Origin of the sequence: Virgibacillus oceani, from assembly GCF_041521345.1 — a bacterium.
Taxonomy (GTDB): Bacteria; Bacillota; Bacilli; order Bacillales; family Amphibacillaceae; genus Virgibacillus_N; species Virgibacillus_N oceani_A.
This window is the reverse complement of record NZ_JBGOHB010000041.1, coordinates 1-19025: the sequence shown is the minus strand read 5'-3', so window position 1 is coordinate 19025 and position 19025 is coordinate 1. Positions and strand designations below refer to the sequence as shown.

The 19025-nt window shown below is 40.1% G+C and carries 18 protein-coding genes, 12 tRNA genes and 1 rRNA gene; 29 read left to right on the top strand and 2 right to left on the bottom strand.

What is annotated here, in order from left to right:
* Positions 1–153: 153 nt before the first annotated feature.
* Together ACDX78_RS20915 and ACDX78_RS20910 are read left to right on the top strand one after the other, a co-directional pair.
* Complete coding sequence (locus ACDX78_RS20915) at positions 154–633, top strand: PH domain-containing protein (RefSeq protein ID WP_486030445.1); 480 nt, start codon at positions 154–156, stop codon at positions 631–633.
* Positions 623–2068 (top strand): PH domain-containing protein, encoded by a 1446-nt coding sequence (locus tag ACDX78_RS20910; RefSeq protein WP_486030443.1) that lies wholly within the window; start codon positions 623–625, stop codon positions 2066–2068. The genes ACDX78_RS20915 and ACDX78_RS20910 overlap by 11 nt, the downstream gene beginning before the upstream one ends.
* Positions 2069–2127: 59 nt before the next feature.
* Here the strand turns inward: ACDX78_RS20910 and ACDX78_RS20905 are convergent, their stop codons facing one another.
* On the bottom strand, positions 2128–2895 hold the full coding sequence (locus ACDX78_RS20905; protein ID WP_486030441.1) for a rhomboid family intramembrane serine protease: 768 nt from the start codon (positions 2893–2895) through the stop codon (positions 2128–2130).
* A 177-nt stretch (positions 2896–3072) separates the two neighbouring features.
* Between ACDX78_RS20905 and acpS the strand changes: the two genes are divergently transcribed.
* From acpS to ACDX78_RS20840, 13 genes are all read left to right on the top strand, one after another.
* Positions 3073–3435, top strand: coding sequence for a holo-ACP synthase (gene acpS, locus ACDX78_RS20900; protein ID WP_486030439.1), 363 nt, complete (start codon positions 3073–3075; stop codon positions 3433–3435).
* A gap of 530 nt (positions 3436–3965) precedes the next feature.
* Positions 3966–4985 (top strand): LolA family protein, encoded by a 1020-nt coding sequence (locus ACDX78_RS20895; RefSeq protein WP_486030438.1) that lies wholly within the window; start codon positions 3966–3968, stop codon positions 4983–4985.
* Between the two features lie 426 nt (positions 4986–5411).
* The gene (locus tag ACDX78_RS20890; protein ID WP_486030437.1) at positions 5412–5699 is read left to right on the top strand and encodes a CopG family ribbon-helix-helix protein; all 288 of its coding nucleotides are present in this window, start codon (positions 5412–5414) and stop codon (positions 5697–5699) included.
* Positions 5700–5703: 4 nt separating this feature from the next.
* On the top strand, positions 5704–6063 hold the full coding sequence (locus ACDX78_RS20885) for a type II toxin-antitoxin system PemK/MazF family toxin (RefSeq protein ID WP_486030436.1): 360 nt from the start codon (positions 5704–5706) through the stop codon (positions 6061–6063).
* A 562-nt stretch (positions 6064–6625) separates the two neighbouring features.
* Entirely contained in the window at positions 6626–7498 is an 873-nt protein-coding gene (locus ACDX78_RS20880) for an RsbT co-antagonist protein RsbRA (protein WP_486030435.1), read from the top strand.
* 5 nt (positions 7499–7503) lie between these two features.
* Positions 7504–7860, top strand: a complete 357-nt coding sequence (locus tag ACDX78_RS20875) for an STAS domain-containing protein (protein WP_486030434.1) — start codon at positions 7504–7506, stop codon at positions 7858–7860.
* 2 nt (positions 7861–7862) lie between these two features.
* Positions 7863–8264: an anti-sigma regulatory factor gene (locus tag ACDX78_RS20870; RefSeq protein ID WP_486030433.1), complete on the top strand. Its 402-nt coding sequence runs from the start codon at positions 7863–7865 to the stop codon at positions 8262–8264.
* Between the two features lie 138 nt (positions 8265–8402).
* Positions 8403–9410 (top strand): SpoIIE family protein phosphatase, encoded by a 1008-nt coding sequence (locus ACDX78_RS20865; protein WP_486030432.1) that lies wholly within the window; start codon positions 8403–8405, stop codon positions 9408–9410.
* A 178-nt stretch (positions 9411–9588) separates the two neighbouring features.
* Positions 9589–9918 (top strand): STAS domain-containing protein, encoded by a 330-nt coding sequence (locus ACDX78_RS20860; protein WP_486030431.1) that lies wholly within the window; start codon positions 9589–9591, stop codon positions 9916–9918.
* A gap of 1 nt (position 9919) precedes the next feature.
* Positions 9920–10396 carry an anti-sigma B factor RsbW gene (gene rsbW / locus ACDX78_RS20855; protein ID WP_486030429.1) on the top strand — a complete coding sequence of 159 codons (477 nt, stop codon included), beginning with the start codon at positions 9920–9922 and terminating at the stop codon, positions 10394–10396.
* A complete protein-coding gene (gene sigB / locus ACDX78_RS20850) occupies positions 10368–11159 on the top strand; it encodes an RNA polymerase sigma factor SigB (RefSeq protein WP_486030428.1) in 792 nt (263 codons plus the stop codon). The genes rsbW and sigB overlap by 29 nt, the downstream gene beginning before the upstream one ends.
* Before the next feature lie 5 nt (positions 11160–11164).
* Positions 11165–11761 carry a SpoIIE family protein phosphatase gene (locus ACDX78_RS20845; RefSeq protein WP_486030479.1) on the top strand — a complete coding sequence of 199 codons (597 nt, stop codon included), beginning with the start codon at positions 11165–11167 and terminating at the stop codon, positions 11759–11761.
* A 188-nt stretch (positions 11762–11949) separates the two neighbouring features.
* Positions 11950–14115 carry a Tex family protein gene (locus tag ACDX78_RS20840; RefSeq protein ID WP_486030427.1) on the top strand — a complete coding sequence of 722 codons (2166 nt, stop codon included), beginning with the start codon at positions 11950–11952 and terminating at the stop codon, positions 14113–14115.
* 48 nt (positions 14116–14163) lie between these two features.
* Here ACDX78_RS20840 and ACDX78_RS20835 read toward each other — a convergent pair whose 3' ends face one another.
* The gene (locus tag ACDX78_RS20835) at positions 14164–15666 is read right to left on the bottom strand and encodes a catalase (RefSeq protein ID WP_486030425.1); all 1503 of its coding nucleotides are present in this window, start codon (positions 15664–15666) and stop codon (positions 14164–14166) included.
* A 432-nt stretch (positions 15667–16098) separates the two neighbouring features.
* Between ACDX78_RS20835 and ACDX78_RS20830 the strand changes: the two genes are divergently transcribed.
* The 14 genes from ACDX78_RS20830 to ACDX78_RS20765 all read left to right on the top strand — a co-directional run.
* Positions 16099–16560, top strand: a complete 462-nt coding sequence (locus ACDX78_RS20830) for a SprT family protein (protein ID WP_486030423.1) — start codon at positions 16099–16101, stop codon at positions 16558–16560.
* Positions 16561–16958: 398 nt separating this feature from the next.
* Positions 16959–17033 (top strand) — tRNA-Asn (locus ACDX78_RS20825).
* 3 nt (positions 17034–17036) lie between these two features.
* Positions 17037–17127 (top strand) — tRNA-Ser (locus ACDX78_RS20820).
* 6 nt (positions 17128–17133) lie between these two features.
* Positions 17134–17205 (top strand) — tRNA-Glu (locus ACDX78_RS20815).
* 107 nt (positions 17206–17312) lie between these two features.
* Positions 17313–17389: transfer RNA gene (locus tag ACDX78_RS20810), tRNA-Asp, on the top strand.
* 5 nt (positions 17390–17394) lie between these two features.
* Positions 17395–17469 (top strand) — tRNA-Gln (locus ACDX78_RS20805).
* Positions 17470–17781: 312 nt separating this feature from the next.
* Positions 17782–17857: transfer RNA gene (locus ACDX78_RS20800), tRNA-Lys, on the top strand.
* 15 nt (positions 17858–17872) lie between these two features.
* Positions 17873–17957 (top strand) — tRNA-Leu (locus ACDX78_RS20795).
* A 17-nt stretch (positions 17958–17974) separates the two neighbouring features.
* A tRNA-Leu gene (locus tag ACDX78_RS20790) sits at positions 17975–18058 on the top strand.
* Positions 18059–18109: 51 nt separating this feature from the next.
* A tRNA-Arg gene (locus ACDX78_RS20785) sits at positions 18110–18186 on the top strand.
* Between the two features lie 4 nt (positions 18187–18190).
* Positions 18191–18267 (top strand) — tRNA-Pro (locus ACDX78_RS20780).
* A gap of 133 nt (positions 18268–18400) precedes the next feature.
* A tRNA-Gly gene (locus ACDX78_RS20775) sits at positions 18401–18474 on the top strand.
* 15 nt (positions 18475–18489) lie between these two features.
* Positions 18490–18563, top strand: a tRNA-Ile gene (locus ACDX78_RS20770).
* 341 nt (positions 18564–18904) lie between these two features.
* Positions 18905–19025 (top strand): 16S ribosomal RNA (locus ACDX78_RS20765); the annotation flags it as partial.

Sequence of the window (19025 nt, the reverse complement as noted above, 5' to 3'; positions counted from 1 at the left end):
TTTTTCGTTGATTAGTGTATGATTATGTTAGCTTGAGGGTAAATTGAAACTCATTTCTTTTACTTCGACCCTTCTAAACATGGAAGGAAAACTTAATGCGATGGAAGGGGCACATCTATTGCCCTAATACGAAACATATAGGAGGACCGTATAATGAGACACCCCCCGAAGAATGCCATTGCCAAAGATGCTATTAAAGTATGGAAAATTACCGGTGGCCTATTTACCGGTTTTCTTGTGTTGATTACAGCTATTATTGCAACTGTTTCCTATTTTATTGAATTAACTTATTGGTTCACGGTAATTGCCATCATTATTAGTGTGTTAAGTGCTATATTATTCATATTTTTACTTCCGAATCTTCGCTGGAGAAGATGGCGATATGAAGTGTTTGAACAGGAAATATATATTCAATACGGGATTCTAATCGTTTCCAGAACGTTGGTTCCGATGATCCGGGTGCAGCATGTAGATACGAAACAGGGGCCGATTTTAAAGCGTTATTCTCTTGCAACGGTTACTGTATCTACAGCAGCCACGACCCATGAAATACCTGCGCTGCTGGAAGAAGATGCATCAGAATTAAGAGATAGAATATCAGCTCTTGCAAGGGTGGATGAAGATGATGTCTAACGCCCGCAGAATGCACCCGGCGGCTATTCTTTTCGATTTGATTAAATCATTAAGGGAAATGGTCTTCCTATTTATTCTTGGTTTTGTTACATTTAGAGATCAAGGTTTCTTGTATTTTTTAATGGTGGTACTTTTTATTGTATTATTAATGATCATTTTTAAGACTATTGCATGGTATCGGTTTACATTTAGTGTGGAGGAAAATGAACTTCGCATTGAATATGGCATATTCATTCGCAGAAAAAGATATATTTCCAAAAACCGGATTCAATCGATCGACTTGACGGCGGGCGTTGTTCACCGGATTTTCAAGTTGGTAAAAGTACAGATTGAAACAGCAGGCAGTGGCGCAGAAGCAGAGGGTTCTTTAAGCGCAGTGACGCTTCAGGAAGGGGAGCGACTGCGAGATGAATTGAAGCAAAAGTCTGCTTATGAAGAAATAGAAACAGAAAGGGAAGAAAAAAAGGTTGAACCAAGCTTTACTATTTCCTTCAAACGCTTGTTTTTGGCCGGTTCCACTTCAAGCAGTATCGGTATTATTCTTGCGTTTTTCCTAGTAGCATTTTCCGAGTTGGAACAATTCATTCCGGAAGAGGTGTATTCCAATGCGCTTGGTTGGATTATTGGGCTGAGTATCATCTTGCTTGTAGCTTTCATTGTTCTTGTATTAATTATATTGTGGCTGTTTGGGATAGCGGGCACGATGATTAAATATGGAAATTTTACGATTACGAATAGAAAAGATGAACTGTTTATCACACGCGGGTTACTGGAGAAAAAGCAAATAACCGTTCCATTAAAAAGAATTCAGGCAATTGGGATTCAGGAAAGTATTATGAGGCAACCGCTGGGCTATGCAACGATATTTGCAGAGGTGGCAGGCGGTTCACAGGAAAAAGGGGAAGAATTTTCTACTGTTCTATTCCCGATCATAAGGAAAACAGAAATAGAGGATTTTTTGCAGGGAATTTTACCGGAGTATGCAAAACGGCCTGAGGAATGGGAAACCTTCCCGAAAAAAGCCAGGAAGTATTATTTGTTTCGTTCCATGCTGCCATTTATTTTGATCGGTGCAGGTATTATTTACTTTCTCCCGGTATTCAGCTGGGTGGCAATCCTTTTGTTTATTGTTAGTTTTGTGCTTGGTTGGCTGAGATATAAAGATGGGGGCTTTGCACTGAATGGGAATAGATTAATGGTAAGGTACCGGACACTTAGCAAGATAACGATGATGATGTATCATCGAAGAATACAGGCGTTTGAGAAAAAACAGCACTTGTTGCATCGGCAGGAGAATCTGGCAATAATGGAGCTTTCCATCATAGGAAAGTTCGGAGCTGGAAAACATTATAGATTAAAGGAAATGAAGGAATCGGATACGGATCAATTGTCCGATTGGTATTCATACAGGGAAAAGACAAATGAGGACGCATAGGAAAATCAGCGGGGATGAAATTGTTCCCCGCTGATTGTGTTTTTAAAAAGTCATAAACATTAAAACATTCTTCCCAGCAATCCAAGGACTACCAGAACACCGAGAATAATCCATATGATATTTTTCTTTAGCTTTTGCGATATCCCCTTTTTCTGCCAGCGGTTTGGGTCAAATTGGATGGAACCATCGTCCTCATGATAACGGCGATTTCGCCAGGGAGAAAAACCCCGTACGCCTGCCAGAATAACAGGAGCGATCGCAAAACCGGCTACTGCTCCAAAAATATGGGCATAAATATTTATGTTGGGACGAAGGAATGTCATAATGATACCAATGACGAAAATTATCGTAATCATCTGAGAACTGCCTGGATCAATAAGGTGCTTGCGGAAAGCCACCATAAAAATATATATACCCATCAGACCAAAAACACTTCCAGAAGCACCGACATGTACATACCAAAATTCAGAGGGGCCAAGTAAAAAGGTGGCGATATTCCCGGCGATTCCTGTTACGAGGTATGCCATGATAAATTTAAACCTGCCGAGCATCTGCTCCAAAGCAGGACCAAAAAGAACAAGCGCAAAGGAATTAAAAGCCACATGCATGAATCCGGCATGAAGAAAAATGGGTGTAACTAACCGCCAGTATTCTCCCTGGCCAATGAGAAAATTACTGCCTGCACCAAGCTGATAGATCATTGTACCTATAGGGAGCTGCAAGAGATGGATAATCAGCCACAGTACTAAATTCACGATGATAATAACACCCACCACAGGGTAAAAACGCAGGAACTCTTTTATACTTCTTTCGTTTCGGATAAACATCGTATCACCCTAAATCATTTTATTTTCAGGAAGTATTCTTCAATGAAAAGGCTCAAAAAGTCATATATTATAGTTTAATAAAAAAGAACAAGAGTATGACCAATACAACAAGCTTACTAAAATTTTTTCAAAAAATATATCAATATGTACCTATAGATCAGGAAAGGACGAAATACAATGATACGAGGAATTGGCATAGATATCATCGAGTTAGAACGAATTCGTAAAAACATACGTAAAAACGGTCGTTTTATTAGAAGGATTTTAACGGAAAAAGAAAGAGAGATTTACCAAATACTTCAAAATGAACGCAGAAAAGCAGAATACGTTGCCGGCAGATTTGCGACGAAAGAAGCTTTAGCAAAAGCGCTTGGGACAGGTATCGGAAAATTGAGCTTTCAGCATATTGAAGTACTGACTGATAAGAACGGAGCTCCCACGGTGCATGCTGCAGGCTGTGAGGATTATTATATTTTTGTTTCCATTACACATAGCAGAGAATATGCGGCTGCACAGGTGGTTATTGAATATCAATCGTAAATGCATATTTGCCATGGTTGTCTCATATATTTTAGTGCAGGCAGAAGGGAACAGTTTGTTTTGTCAGCATGGAAGCTTATACGATATTGGTCAGCGTTTAAGTGCCTTAAATTTGGGGGTTGTTAAAGTATTTTCCGGACAAGCCGGAGTGAAAAAGAACAGTAAAGTCGACTTCAACTGAAAGTAATGTACAGAGCTGCCTGCGTTAAAAAGGGGGAGAAAAGGTTACGTGCGGGTGAGTGAACGGTTTATGCATTAGTTGCAAGCGGCCAATATCGTATTATTTCTTTCCTGTTTGACAACGTTCCCTGTTGTTTATCGGGCAGGCAAGAAAGCGTAAAACTTTCTTACCTGCATAAGTGCGCAAGAAATGCCGCGGGGACATCGCAGACGAAATTCATTTTTCGTTGAACCAAGGTGCGCGGTTAAGCTTGCACTTTATAGCATAAGGGCTCTGGTAAAGCAAAATGCGCTTTCAAGAATCCTTTTAGCGATAAGCCAAGTTTTCTAAAGACAAGGGAGATATGTCCATGAGAAAAGTGTTTGGTTTTTGGATCGTATTTGTTTTAGGCATTGTATTGTTATTGTCTGCTTGTGGCGAACAGTCTCAAGAAGATGTAGTAGGAAATCTGGAAAAATCCATGGAAGAATTGGAAGGTTATAAAGCTGAAGCAGAGATGAACATGAAAACTGGCCAGGAAGACCAAACGTTTTCCATTGACGTTTGGCATAAGAAATCAGATTTCTACCGGGTTAGTTTGTCCAATGAGCAGGACGATGAAGAAAGTCAAATTATATTGAAGAATGAAGACGGGGTATTTGTTTTGACGCCGGCATTGGAGAAAAACTTTAAATTTCAGTCGGACTGGCCGGAAAATAGCAGTCAGCCGTATTTATATCAGTCGCTTATCAATGATGTTGTCACGGATGCAGAGGCTGAGTTTGAATCAACGGATTCCCACTATATTTTCCGGACAAAAACAAATTATCAAAGCAATAATAACCTGCCATTTCAGGAAATTCACTTTGATAAAAAGACCTATACGCCAGTGCTTGTGAAAGTGCTTGATAATGACGGAAACGCATTGGTAGAAGTTAATTTCTCCAGCTTTAATAAAGAAGCAGCATTTGAAGATGATGATTTCACTATGGAGAAAAACATGGCACAAGGATCCGCAGATGAACCAACCTCCGCCCAGGTAGCAGAAGATCGACCATTTACCGTAGTATTCCCGTCCTATATGGCCGGAGCAGAGCTTACAGAGCAAAAGGATGTAGAGCTGGAGGACGGGCAGCGAGTTATTTTGTCTTACACCGGTGATAAGAACTTCACGCTCGTACAGGAACAGTTGGATGTGCAGCCAACCCTATCCTCTCCACAAGAAGTAAATGGAGAAATCGTGAACCTGGGTCATGCCATTGGCGCCATTTCTGAAAACATAATCACATGGAGTTCAGGCGGCATGGATTTCCTCTTGGCAAGTGATCAATTAACACAGGAGGAATTAGTCCAGGTTGCCCAATCCGTTCAAGAACAAGAAGTGAAGTAAGATGATTATTTGTAAGCAGACTCATAAAAGGAGAGGGGGTCTGCTTTTTATTTTGTAAAACTGTTCTTCTTCTCCCAATTTTATATGCATGAAACGGAAAACAAGGCATATATTTAATTGGAATGAATTTTAAATTAGCTGTGGCTTGTGGACTATATATGTGCTATCATCATAATTAGAAAATTTTATTTGCATAAATTCGACTTTTAGTGAAAATGCGCGTTTTGTTCATAAAAATTTGTTTCCTGTTCAAACAGATGCAGCAGTATGATAGAAGTCATAGACATGATTTTTCCCTGCTATCGACAAAAAGAAACGATTTTTATAAAAAAAAACCAATACCTCTTTGCAAATGGGCGTATACAATGATATTATTATAATGAATTTCATAAAGTTCGTGCAACAGTTGGCGGAGGTGTATAGGTTTTGTCAGAGAGTGTACAGGAAGTCTTGGTGAAACTGCCAAAAAACCTGATAAACGAGGTGGATGGGTTAATGAAATATGAAAACAGCAGTGATTTAAGTGATTTCATATGTCAGGCTACACAAAACTATTTACAGCAAAAGAGAAATGAGCACATTCAGCAATTTCGCGAAACAATGCAAAAGGGCTATGAAGAAATGGGCCGCATTAATCTGACAATAGCTTCAGAAGCTTTTCAAGCTGAAGAGGAGGCTGAAAACACCTTAGAACGCTCTGTGATCGGGGTGTAAGAAGTTGATCGTTCAACGAGGTGAAGTGTATTTCGCCGACTTATCCCCTGTTGTTGGGTCAGAGCAGGGTGGTGTACGTCCGGTGTTAATACTGCAAAACGATATTGGAAACCGGTTTAGTCCAACCGTTATAGTTGCTGCAATTACTGCCCAAATCCAAAAGGCAAAATTACCTACTCATGTGGAAATCGACGCAAAACGATATGGATTTGATCGCGACTCTGTTATATTGCTGGAACAAATCCGTACATTGGATAAACAGCGGCTAACGGACAAAATTACCAAACTTGATAATGACATGATGTTCAAAATCAACCAGGCTTTGGAAATAAGCCTCGGGTTGAGGGACATGTATAGTGAATAGCAGGTACCCTTGTGAAAACAGGGGTACTTTGTTTTTAGATCGTGTTGCGAGTCTAAATTCTACGTTTCTTTCTACATGTATTTTTTATACCCTTATCTAAAATTAGTAAACCTGTTCGTTTGATTTCAGTAGGTAAGAATCATACTATGTGTCAGAACTGCTTTCGTGGGTACGGGACATTACGGTTTAGCCCTGACTCGTCTATCAGAGAAGTGTTCTTAGGTATGTAACGTTGTGGTTTAGCACTCACTCACATACCTTTTTTATGACACATGATCAGCCGGTTTTTACCTTTTCATGTACTATTAAACTCCTTTATGATACATAATCGGTTGATTTTCTCATTTTTGTGTGCCATTGACCCCTTCGTGGTCCATGATCGAGCCATTTCTTCTCAAAGCCCACATATTGTATTTAAGACAATGGACCTGCTCTGCATCCATGTTCCCGGCCCCCCCTATCTTTCTCCCGCTTGGGATAGTAAGCCTTGTCCTGCTTGCAGAAATCTGCTAAACATGTGACAATATTCATAGATTACAGTCGAATCTATGGAGGTATATAAATGGACCGAAAATTTAAAGGGTTGATATTGGATAACAGCGATCAGATTGTGGAGATGTGGCTGAAAGAGATAGAATCAACAAAGGGTGAAAATTACACATCAAGTATATCAGATGGCTTATTTGAAAGTACAAACAGAGAATTTGTTAACGTGATCTTTACGAGTGTAAAAGATCAAGGAAGCTCAAAGGTAGTAGAGGATTTTTCCGAGAAGATCATGAATCTTGGCTGGCCGCTCAGTTACATAACAGACGGTTTGCAGGGCTTCCGTAAAATCACGATTGACTTTCTGCTGAAAAACACGGATCAAGTCGATTCGGCATTTTTTTCAGATGTACTTCACAGTGTGAATAATTGGGTAGATCCGCTTATTCGGCAACTGGTGAATGAGTATTCCGGCAGCTGGGAGCATATTGTATCTCTGCAGCGTGTTGCACTGCAGGAATTATCAGCTCCGCTTATTCCGGTTATGGATAAAATTACGATCATGCCACTGATAGGGACAATTGATACGGAACGGGCAAAGTTGATTATGGAAAATTTGCTCGAAGGTGTGATCACCCATAATTCAGAAGTAGTACTTATTGATATTACCGGCGTACCTGTTGTAGACACCATGGTTGCACATCACATTATACAGGCGGCTGAAGCGGTTCGTTTAATTGGTGCTACCTGTATTCTTGTTGGCATCCGGCCTGAAATTTCCCAGACAATCGTAAATCTGGGTATAGATCTGAGCAAATTTCCGACAAAAAGCTCCTTGAAAAAAGGATTTACAAGTGCTTTAGAAATCACAAATCGAAAAGTAATTGATGTAAACGGGAAGAGCGAAGGTATTGAAAGTCTGATCAATGCAATGAAGCAAGGAGAGTGATCCGAATGCGAATACCTATATTGAAACTTCATAACTACTTATTAATTTCCATTCAGACAGAGTTAGACGATAATACAGCCATCCAATTCCAGGAGGACTTACTGAGTAAAATACATCAAAGTGGTTCTTCAGGAGTTGTGATTGACCTGACATCCGTAGAAATTATCGATTCTTTTATTGCCAAAGTACTTGGTGATGTGGTGACAATGGCGGATCTAATGGGGGCAAAGGTAGTTCTGACTGGTATTCAGCCGGCAGTGGCAATGACATTAATTGATCTTGGAATTCATTTAAAGAATGTGCCGACTGCTTTAGATCTGGAACAAGGTTTAAATAAATTACACCAGGAATTAGGTGATTAAAGATGAAACCTGAAACCTGTGTTACAATCCAAAAAGAATGGGATATCGTTGGCGCAAGACAAATGGGGCGGGACACTGCTAAAGAGATTGGGTTCGGCACAGTAGACCAGGCCCGAATAGCAACAGCGATATCTGAATTAGCCCGTAATATCTATTTATATGCAGACCAGGGGAAAGTCTGTTTCGAGGCAATAAATACGATAGATCAAAAAGGCATTCGTATTACAGCTATTGACACAGGACCAGGAATAGATGATGTCAGTAGAGTAATGGAAGATGGGTATTCAACTTCAGGTGGACTGGGAGCAGGACTCCCAGGTGTGAAACGCCTGATGGATGAGTTTGATATGAAATCAGATCATGAAAAAGGGACATATGTCCAAGCGACAAAATACTTAAGGTAAAAATATAAAAATGTATGTATATGCGTCTTCTCATGTGTACATACACAGAAGGGAAAGTATATTACTTTCCCTTCTGTACTATATAGATCAAGCGTGGATGTTAAAAAATGCAACAATCATGCATTTGGGGGATAAGAAATGGATGAGGTTATTAATATAAATGTGGAAAATTATAAAGACTTATTGAGAAGCTATATTGAAACACAAGATGAAAGATCTTTATATGGCGTAGAACAAGTAAGTAAAGCATTAATCCAAAACAATATTTTGCCCGAGGAAATAGTCAATTTACACATGCGGGCAATGGAGGATATTTATCCGGATTTAACGAAAGACTACAAACATTCCCTTAACTTTTTGCTCGAAGCAATGATTTCCTATGGTCTGGCCCATCAGGAGTTTCAGACGCTGAGAGAAAAGCAGGTGGAACTTAAATCGGAAATCGCCGTTGCGGCCGATATGCAAAACACGCTTTTAGGAAGTACCATTCCGGAAATTGAAGGAATTAATATTGGTGTCAGAAGCGAGCCCGCCCATGATTTGAATGGAGATTACCATCATTTTAGCAAAACATCAGATGGCCGTTTGGAATTCGTCATTGCAGATGTTATGGGAAAAGGGGTGCCTGCAGCGCTTTGTATGTCCATGATTAAATACGCCATGGAAAGTTATCCCGAGGAGAATAAAACGCCTCGTTCCATTTTGTATAATTTAAATCGGGTAGTGGAACGGAATGTGGAGCCCGGTATGTTTATCACCATGCTATATGCCCAATACTTCCCTGAAGAAAAAAAAATGAGGTATGCCTCCGCGGGGCATGAACCCGGATTTTATTATAATGCAGAAACCAAAAGCTTTACGGAAATGGAAACAAAAGGATTAATTTTGGGTGTATCACCGGAAACGAGATATCAGGAATTTGAACAGGAAATGAATGAAGGAGATATGGTTGTTTTTTTCACAGATGGTGTTACCGAGGCAAAAGATGGTGACCGGTTCATTGAAACGGAAGAACTGCTAGATGTGATACGAAAATATATTCACCTCACCGCCCAAGAGCTGGTAGATCAAGTATATAAATATTTTGAGCGCCTGCAGGGATTTGAGCTGAGAGATGATTTTACACTTGCTGTTTTGAAAAAGTGAGTTTAATCATTAAAAAATTCGGGTAAAGATATTAAGTAACTGCAAAAGATTGCTGTTTCGGAAAGAAAATGCTACATATTGCATTGAATTCGTTTAGGATGGATCCATCCCGTAGCATTATATAGGCAAGAAAATTTTATACTTTTCCTAACTGCCAAATAGAATGAGGAGGATGATGATGAATTTAGTAATTGATATTGTGACTGCAGATAATAAGACTATCGTTAATCTTTCCGGTGAAATTGATGCATATACTGCACCCGATATGAAAGAAAAACTTCTTCCGCTGACAAAGCATCCTGATCATGTTGTAGAAGTCAACCTGGAAGATGTGAATTATATGGACAGTACAGGACTTGGTGTCTTTATTAGCGGATTAAAATCAACCAAAGAACATGAAAGTCATCTGAAGCTGGTGCATCCACAGGAGAAAGTGGCTCGTCTGTTTAAAATAACCGGCTTGGATGAGGTTTTGGATATAAACTCAGCGATTCGGGGTGGAAGTTAACATGGAACCATTGGATTTTATTGAAATGAAAATCCCTGCTAAGCCTGATTATGTAGGCGTTGTACGTTTAAGTGCTGCAGGTATTGCAAATAGAATGGGTTATTCCTATGAAGATATTGAAGATTTGAAGGTGGCTATATCTGAAGCTATTACGAATGCGGTCACTCATGCCTATCAAGAAAATGATGATGGTGAGGTGACAATTGGGTTTGGTGTGTATGAGGACCGTCTGGAGGTTATGGTAGCAGATCAGGGCGGAAGCTTTGACATAAAAGAGATAAAAAGTGATATAGGACCATATGAAGAATCAGAAGCTGTAGAAGATCTGCGTGAAGGCGGTTTTGGACTTTTTCTCATTAACGCGTTAATGGATAAAGTGCAAATCAACAATGGTTACGGCGTCATTGTTTTAATGACAAAGTATCTTGCGGAAACAGAGGTGGGCTTTGATGACGACCAAATCTCAACCAGACAATAACGGGAGAGATGAGGTTTACCAATGGATTGAGTATTTGCAGAAAGAGCCAACAGATGAAGCCGTACAGGAAAAGGTTGTCCTCGCTTATAAAGATCTTGTGGAATCGATAGCCAGGAAATATTCAAAAAACAGCACCATCCACGAAGATTTGGTTCAGGTGGGCATGATCGGACTGCTGGCTGCAGTACGCAGATATGATGAGTCATTTGGTAAATCCTTTGAGTCTTTTGCGATTCCGACCATCATTGGTGAGATAAAACGTTTTATTCGGGACAAGACCTGGAGCGTACACGTGCCAAGGAGAATTAAAGAGCTTGGGCCGAAGATTAAAAAAGCGGTAGACGAGCTTACTTCAGCCAATCAGACCTCACCTACAATTAAAGAAATTGCCGATTATCTTGAAGTATCGGAAGAGGATGTATTGGAAACGATGGAAATGAGTAAAAGCTATAAAGCACTTTCTGTCGACCGTAAAATAGAAGCGGATTCTGATGGTAGTACTGTAGCTATATTGGATCTCGTTGGAAATGATGAATCAGGCTATAACAATATTGATCAGCAAATGATGCTGGAAAAAATCCTGCCCATTTTATCTGAAAGAGAACAGCAAATCTTGCAATTCACCTATTTTGAAAATAAAAGCCAGAAAGAAACAGGCGAGTTGTTGGGGATTTCACAAATGCACGTCTCCAGATTACAACGCAGGTCTTTGCGAAAACTGAGAGAAGCCATTCAGGCTGAAAGCACGGAGGTATTTGATTGACTGGCATGAAGAAAGTGCAGACAGCTGTTTTCCAAAAACCGAAAGAAGGAAAATACCTTTGCGGAGACAGCTATTTTTATTTAGAAACCGAAAATGAATTCCTCTGTGCAATTGCAGATGGTTTGGGCAGTGGTGAACATGCGAAAGAATCCTCGAAGATAGTCATTGATATTATCAGGGAAAATATAAACCAGCCAATTGAAAAAATTATTAAGATTTGTAATGATCAGCTATTTGGAAAAAGAGGCGTAGTTCTTGGTGTTTTGAAATTGGATTTTCGTTCTGTAGTATATTCTTTTTCATCTATAGGCAATATAGGCATTGTAGTTGTCGACCCGGATAACCAAAAGAAGCGTAATATACCGAGTTCAGGCTATTTGGCAGGCTATCCGAGGAAGTTCAAAGTGATCCGGGAAAAATTGCAATCGAATATGAATTTTATCATGTTCTCTGATGGGGTTACCGATAAAGATTTATCGGAAATGAGAGTTTTTGGGGAAGACGTTGAGAACATTATAGAAACATATAAGTACCGAAGTAATCCAGTGAGAGATGACGACACCACGTTAATTGCTATGCGCTATAAAAATACAGCAAGTTAATTGCAACACCGGGACGGTTCTCGTGTTGCAATTTTATTTTTCACTTCATTTTTGGAGGTGAGAAATGGGAACCGTCCCCGTGTTTCAAATCATGGTGTTCTCTGGTAAAATAAGTTTGGCAAGTACCGATTTGCTTGTATAGTGCTGTTTAGGAACTGAATATTTCAGTGTACAGAGGAGGAAATGATGTGGCTTATGAATTAAACGAAAACCTAAGTCAATTGGTTGCTAATGATGTTCAAATTAAAAAAAGTATCGTTGAAAAAGTAATAGAACTATTGGATGAAGGAAACACACTTCCTTTTATTGCCCGGTATCGAAAAGAAATAACCGGTGGCCTGGATGAAATACAGATCAAATCTATTCAGGATAAATGGAATTATGCTGTTAATTTATCAGAAAGAAAACAGGAAGTTTTACGTATTATTGATGAACAGGGTAAATTAACTGAGGAACTGAAGGGGGAAATAACGAAAGCTTCCCAATTGCAGCAGGTGGAAGATCTATACCGTCCATATAAACAGAAACGGAGAACCAAAGCTACTATTGCAAAGGAAAAAGGCCTGGAACCACTGGCAGAATTAGTCTGGCAGCAGGAAACTGAAGATATTTCCGGCGAAGCAGAAGCATATATTTCCGAAGAACAAGCATTACATACTGGAAAAGATGTCATCGCCGGCGTGAATGATATCATCGCCGAATGGATTTCCGATGAGCCAAAAAACAGAGAGTACATAAGAAATGAAACTTTTAAACGAGGTACCATTGTATCTGAAGCAAAAGATGCCGCAAAAGATGAGAAGGCAGTTTATGAAATGTACTATGACTACCATGAAGCTGTGCGTTCTATCGTGTCCCACCGGATTCTTGCACTAAACCGGGGCGAGAAAGAGGAAGTGCTGAAAGTAGCAATTGAGCCTCCTGTGGAAAAGATACAAGAATATTTAACGCGCAACATCATAAAAAATAGTGCAAGCGAACAAGTAAGAAGGATATTGGAAGAGGCTATTCAGGATAGTTATAAAAGATTAATACAGCCGTCCATTGAACGAGAAATACGCAAAAGTTTAACCGATAAAGCGGAGGAGCAGTCCATTGAGATTTTTTCTACCAACCTGAAAAACTTATTGTTGCAACCACCGCTAAAAGGAAAAAGTGTCCTCGGGGTTGATCCGGCATTTCGAACCGGGTGTAAGCTCGCAGCAGTGGATGAAACAGGCAAGGTAATGCAGGTTGGGGTCATGTACCCGACAGCTCCTAAAAATGATGTAAAGGGAGCGGAAAAAATTGCACTGGAATTTATAGAGAAAAATAATGTAGAACTGATCGCCATTGGAAATGGGACAGCATCGAGAGAGACAGAACAATTTATTTCCGACGTCATTGCAAATAACAATTTGGACATTCCGTATATTATAGTGAATGAAGCAGGTGCGAGTGTATATTCCGCTTCGAAATTAGCCAGGGAGGAATTTCCTGATTTACAAGTAGAGGAAAGAAGTGCCGCATCCATTGCAAGAAGGGTGCAAGATCCATTGGCAGAGCTGGTGAAAATTGATCCAAAATCCATTGGCGTAGGACAATATCAGCATGATGTAACTCAAAAATCCCTATCAGAATCACTGACATTTGTAGTGGAAACTGCCGTTAACCAGGTTGGGGTCAACGTAAATACTGCCTCCAGTTCACTTTTGCAATATGTTGCTGGTTTAAACAGTACTGTTGCAAATAATGTGGTAAAAAAACGAAATGAAGAAGGGAAATTTACCAACCGGATACAATTGAAAAAGATACCACGTCTAGGTGCCAAGACATATGAACAGGGAATTGGTTTTCTGCGAATTGTTGATGGGGACCACCCTCTGGATAGAACGCCAATACACCCAGAGAGCTACAGTCATACGGAAACCCTGCTGGAAATGCTGGAATGTACATTAGGTGATATTGGTTCAGATAAATTAGCGAAAAAACTGCAGCTCGAAAATAAAAAAGAGATTGCTGAAAAACTGAAAATCGGAGAACCAACCTTGGAAGATATAATCAGTGCATTGAGTAAGCCTGAACGAGATCCGCGTGATGACTTTCCTCAGCCGCTGTTAAAGCAAAATGTCTTGAGCCTGGAAGATTTGGAACAGGGAATGGAAATGCAGGGGACGGTACGAAACGTCGTAGATTTTGGTGTGTTTGTAGATATCGGTGTGAAACAGGACGGACTCGTCCATATTTCCAAAATGGCAAATAAGTTTGTGAAACATCCCATGGATATTGTTTCTGTTGGCGATGTTGTTACGGTTTGGGTGGAGAATATAGATGCAGTAAAAGGAAGAGTAGGCCTCTCAATGATTCAAAAATAGTATAAAAAAGACTGTCCTCGTATGTTGGACAGTCTTTTTGAGTATTTATTATTCGTTTTGGCTTGCTGCAGCTTCTACATCACTCATGGAAATTCCAAGTGCTTTTGCTACTCCCTGGCCGTAAGCAGGGTCAGCTTTGTAGCAGTTGCTGATATGCCTGATTGCAACTTGATTAGAAACACCGTCCATGTCTCGTGCAGTGTTATCAAATAAGCGCTGTTGCTCTTCCGGACTCATGAGTCTGAATAGATTACCTGGCTGTTCATAGTAAAGATCATCATCTTCACGGAAGTTATGGTAATCAGCAGATCCAGTGATTTCAAGTGCAGGCTCCTGATGTTCTTTACTATCTTCCCATTCGCCGTAGCTGTTCGGGCTGTAAGAAATAGAGCCGCCTTCTGCCGGGTTGAATACACGCATTGCTCCATCGCGATGATATGGATGGAAGTTTTTCGCGTTTTTAGGATAGTTAACAGGAATTTGCCAATGGTTAACACCTAAACGGTAACGCTGTGCATCACCATAAGAGAAGATACGTCCATGCAGCATTTTATCCGGTGAGAAACCAATACCGGGAACAATGTTAGTTGGTGCAAATGCAGCTTGTTCTACTTCTGCAAAATAGTTATCCGGATTATGGTTTAATTCTAATTCTCCAACTTCAATTAATGGGAAATCTTTTTTATACCATACTTTGGTTAAGTCAAAAGGATTGTATGGCATATTTTTTGCTTGTTCTTCTGTCATTACCTGGATATATAGTGTCCATTTAGGGTAATCGCCTTTTTCGATAGATTCATATAAATCTCTTTGGTTACTATCGCGGTCTTTACCGACAATTGCTTCCGCTTCCTGGTCTGTAAGGTTTTTAATACCCTGTTGTGTGCGGAAGTGGAACTTAACCCATACACGTTCATTATTTTCATTAATCATGCTGTACGCATGGCTCCCGAATAAGTGCATATTTCTAAAGCTTGCAGGAATACCACGGTCACTGTTTACAATGGTAACCTGGTGAAGCGCTTCAGGAAGCAATGACCAGAAATCATATTTAGAATTTGGATTATTTACGTTGGTTCTTGGATCACGTTTAACCACGTGGTTTAAATCTGTGAATCTCTTAGGGTCTCTTAAGAAGAACACTGGCGTGTTGTTACCTACAAGGTCCCAGTTCCCGTCTTCTGTATAGAATTTCATTGCCGTTCCACGGATATCACGTTCACCATCAGCAGCTCCACGTTCACCGGCAACGGTGGAGAAACGAATAAACATGTCTGTCTGTTTACCGATTTCAGAGAAAATGGAGGCTTTTGTAAATTTTGTAATATCATGCGTCACTGTAAATGTACCATACGCACCGGAACCTTTCGCGTGCATACGGCGTTCCGGAATAACTTCTCTATCAAAATGAGACATCTTCTCAATAAACCAGTGATCTTCCATTAATAATGGTCCGCGTCTACCAGCCGTTTTGGAGTCATCATCATTCGGTACCGGTGCACCAAAAGCAGTGGTCAACTTCTTCTTGTTTTGATTATCTTTCTCGTTCATAAACGATATCCCTCCTGAGATTTTAAATACAATAGTAATTTTATCATAATAAATCTAAGTTTACTATTATTCTAGTTTGAATCATTCTTGAACAAAATGTTAATTTCCCTACATTAATAAAGACAACATTTTCTCACCTGCAATAAACAAATGATAATTGATGAAGCTGCATAATGTATAAAATTGCTGATTATTATTATAAGTTTAGGTAACAAAATCCCTCCAAACTAAAAGTTGTTTATTAAGTATGTATATAGTATAAATGACCTTCAAAATAAAATCAATGTTTATTTATAATGAGTTTAAATAAGTTGATTTATCGTTGTAGTGTAATAGTATAGTAAGTACATTCCATGTTTATGTTAATATAATAGGATGGATATTAAGTGAAGCCTTTCTAATTGTATAAACACCAGATTGGGAGTAAGTATAATGGAACTTTTAAATGAACAATCACTCTATCAATTGGTAAATGAGCTGTCATGGGAGTTTTTTAATAAACCCTTTCGCCACTATGTTAAATTTAATTCCCGTTTAAGAACAACCGGCGGGCGTTATCTTCCCCTGAAGAAAACAATAGAATTAAATCCCAAGTATTATTTTGAAATGGGTGAAGATGAATTTACTGGCATCATCAAACACGAGCTGGTCCATTATCATCTTCATATAGAAGGAAGGGGATATAAACATGGAGATGCTGATTTTAAAATATTATTGAAAAAAACCGGCTCCCCCAGGTATTGTAAGCCATTGCCGTCCAGCCAACAGAAATATAAACATGAATACAAATGTAAACAATGTGGATTTATTTATAGAAGGGTGCGAAAAGTGAACACGAAAAAATACCACTGCGGAAAATGTCGTGGAAAGTTAATCTACAATGAGAAGGTGTAAGTTCATTCGTAATAGATGATTAAATTTTTGTGTGATAGCAAAGCAAAGCTGATCTGATCAAATATTTTGGTTGAAAAATATTCGGGAGTTTTGTGTTGAAATTTGTTGACGAATGAAAGGGGACATGTTAAATTATATAAAGTCTCGAAGGAAGTTACAGTTATTTTCTTCTTGATATTGACAATTTATTTACTTTAAGGTATGATGATCTTCGGCGTAAAAATCAACCAGTTAAAACTTTCTGCTGTAGTAGTGCTGTGCTAAAGTAACGAACAAAGTTTACGCTGGATAAGCTTTGAGTAACTCCGAAGCACTAAGCTACCTTGAGTAAGCTAGCAGCACGATGAGTTAACGAAATGAAACAGACCATCAAAAAGTTTGGAATTAATAATGCATATTCCACAGTAGCTCAGTGGTAGAGCAATCGGCTGTTAACCGATCGGTCGTAGGTTCGAATCCTACCTGTGGAGCCATATGGAGAAGTACTCAAGTGGCTGAAGAGGCGCCCCTGCTAAGGGTGTAGGTCGTGTAAGCGGCGCGAGGGTTCAAATCCCTCCTTCTCCGCCATTTTACGGCCCGTTGGTCAAGTGGTTAAGACACCGCCCTTTCACGGCGGTAACACGGGTTCGAATCCCGTACGGGTCATTTCATGACATACAGATGGGTTCTCTTCTGTATGTCAAAAATAATTTAAAACAAAAAATATGGGAGATGGGATGCTGGACATACTTTCTTCTATATAATGATATTCAGGTCCGGTAGTTCAGTTGGTTAGAATGCCTGCCTGTCACGCAGGAGGTCGCGGGTTCGAGTCCCGTCCGGACCGCCATTAGTTGGGCCATAGCCAAGCGGTAAGGCATCGGGTTTTGATCCCGTGTATCCTAGGTTCGAATCCTAGTGGCCCAGCCACTTTGTTTTTTATAAAAGAAATGAAGCAATGGATAAATCTCAATATACTATTTGTTCAATAGTATTTTTTTATTCTTTTCTCCGCTATTTAAAACTAATAAATCCTAGGGATAATGAACAGGATACTATTTTTATAGAGAAGAATTTTATTGCAGGAGCCATTAGCTCAGCCGGTAGAGCAACGAGCAAAACATCTGCCGAGTAAGCAGCGAGTAACCCTGAAGCAGCTAGCATTCATGAATAAGCTGGCAGATGCAGGGGTCAAAACAAAAAAGAAACTACTTATTTATTATAGGGAACATTTTACATTAAGAGCCATTAGCTCAGCCGGTAGAGCATCTGACTTTTAATCAGAGGGTCGGAGGTTCGAATCCTCCATGGCTCACCATTTTGAATGATATATGCGGATGTGGCGGAATTGGCAGACGCGCTAGAATCAGGCTCTAGTGTCTTCGGACGTGGGGGTTCAACTCCCTTCATCCGCACCATATATTTTATAATCTATGCGGTCGTGGCGGAATGGCAGACGCGCTAGGTTGAGGGCCTAGTGGGAGTTTATCCCGTGGAGGTTCAAGTCCTCTCGACCGCATTACATCACCAATTTTCTGCTGATGTTAACATGTGAAGATGCCCCTTGAATGCGCCCGTAGCTCAATTGGATAGAGCGCTTGACTACGGATCAAGAGGTTAGGGGTTCGACTCCTCTCGGGCGCGCCATAATCGGGAAGTAGCTCAGCTTGGTAGAGCACATGGTTTGGGACCATGGGGTCGCAGGTTCAAATCCTGTCTTCCCGACCATCCATTTTTCAAAGCAAACTCGCGAGTGTAGTAACAGGCAAAATCATCTGACGAGTATGTCAGCGAGTCGCCCCGAAATAGAAGCAACCTCGGGTGAACTGGATGATGTAGAGGCATGATTTTCGTAAACCATGCGGGTGTAGTTTAGTGGTAAAACCTCAGCCTTCCAAGCTGATGACGAGGGTTCGATTCCCTTCACCCGCTCCAAACTATACTATATATGGGCCTGTAGCTCAGCTGGTTAGAGCGCACGCCTGATAAGCGTGAGGTCGGTGGTTCAAGTCCACTCAGGCCCATTTATTATTTTAGGTATAAAAACATATGAGTAGGGTGTTGACACCTCTTGTCATGTGTGCTACTATAATAAAGTCGCCGATTTGAGCAGACGAAATGTCGAAAGAAAAAAGCTGTTGACATGGATTGCTTAAGGTGATATTATTGAATCTTGTCGCGGAAAAAGCGACGTGATAAATTTGCTCTTTGAAAACTGAACAAAACAACCAGTATGTAATATGAAGATGTCAGAGGTAAGAAGTCTGAGTCAGGCTTGGTTCTGAACGAGGAAGACTTATCCTCCTGAGGTCAATTTTTGAAGCTAAGAAATAAATAATGGGTTGGTGTCCATTATAATCAAACTTTTATGGAGAGTTTGATCTTGGCTCAGGACGAACGCTGGCGGCGTGCCTAATACATGCAAGTCGAGCGCGTGAAGCTGACTGATCCCCTTCGGGGGTGAGGTCAGTGGATCGAGCGGCGGA

Bases quoted from the DNA above. Each gene is read 5' to 3' on its own strand.
- ACDX78_RS20880 (WP_486030435.1), top strand. From the start codon at position 6,626: ATGGACCGAAAATTTAAAGGGTTGATATTGGATAACAGCGATCAGATT.
- rsbW (WP_486030429.1), top strand. From the start codon at position 9,920: ATGGAACCATTGGATTTTATTGAAATGAAAATCCCTGCTAAGCCTGAT.
- ACDX78_RS20835 (WP_486030425.1), bottom strand. From the start codon at position 15,666: ATGAACGAGAAAGATAATCAAAACAAGAAGAAGTTGACCACTGCTTTT.
- acpS (WP_486030439.1), top strand. From the start codon at position 3,073: ATGATACGAGGAATTGGCATAGATATCATCGAGTTAGAACGAATTCGT.
- ACDX78_RS20830 (WP_486030423.1), top strand. From the start codon at position 16,099: ATGGAACTTTTAAATGAACAATCACTCTATCAATTGGTAAATGAGCTG.
- sigB (WP_486030428.1), top strand. From the start codon at position 10,368: ATGACGACCAAATCTCAACCAGACAATAACGGGAGAGATGAGGTTTAC.
- ACDX78_RS20865 (WP_486030432.1), top strand. From the start codon at position 8,403: ATGGATGAGGTTATTAATATAAATGTGGAAAATTATAAAGACTTATTG.
- ACDX78_RS20905 (WP_486030441.1), bottom strand. From the start codon at position 2,895: ATGTTTATCCGAAACGAAAGAAGTATAAAAGAGTTCCTGCGTTTTTAC.
- ACDX78_RS20910 (WP_486030443.1), top strand. From the start codon at position 623: ATGATGTCTAACGCCCGCAGAATGCACCCGGCGGCTATTCTTTTCGAT.
- ACDX78_RS20860 (WP_486030431.1), top strand. From the start codon at position 9,589: ATGAATTTAGTAATTGATATTGTGACTGCAGATAATAAGACTATCGTT.
- ACDX78_RS20915 (WP_486030445.1), top strand. From the start codon at position 154: ATGAGACACCCCCCGAAGAATGCCATTGCCAAAGATGCTATTAAAGTA.
- ACDX78_RS20870 (WP_486030433.1), top strand. From the start codon at position 7,863: ATGAAACCTGAAACCTGTGTTACAATCCAAAAAGAATGGGATATCGTT.
- ACDX78_RS20895 (WP_486030438.1), top strand. From the start codon at position 3,966: ATGAGAAAAGTGTTTGGTTTTTGGATCGTATTTGTTTTAGGCATTGTA.
- ACDX78_RS20845 (WP_486030479.1), top strand. From the start codon at position 11,165: ATGAAGAAAGTGCAGACAGCTGTTTTCCAAAAACCGAAAGAAGGAAAA.
- ACDX78_RS20875 (WP_486030434.1), top strand. From the start codon at position 7,504: ATGCGAATACCTATATTGAAACTTCATAACTACTTATTAATTTCCATT.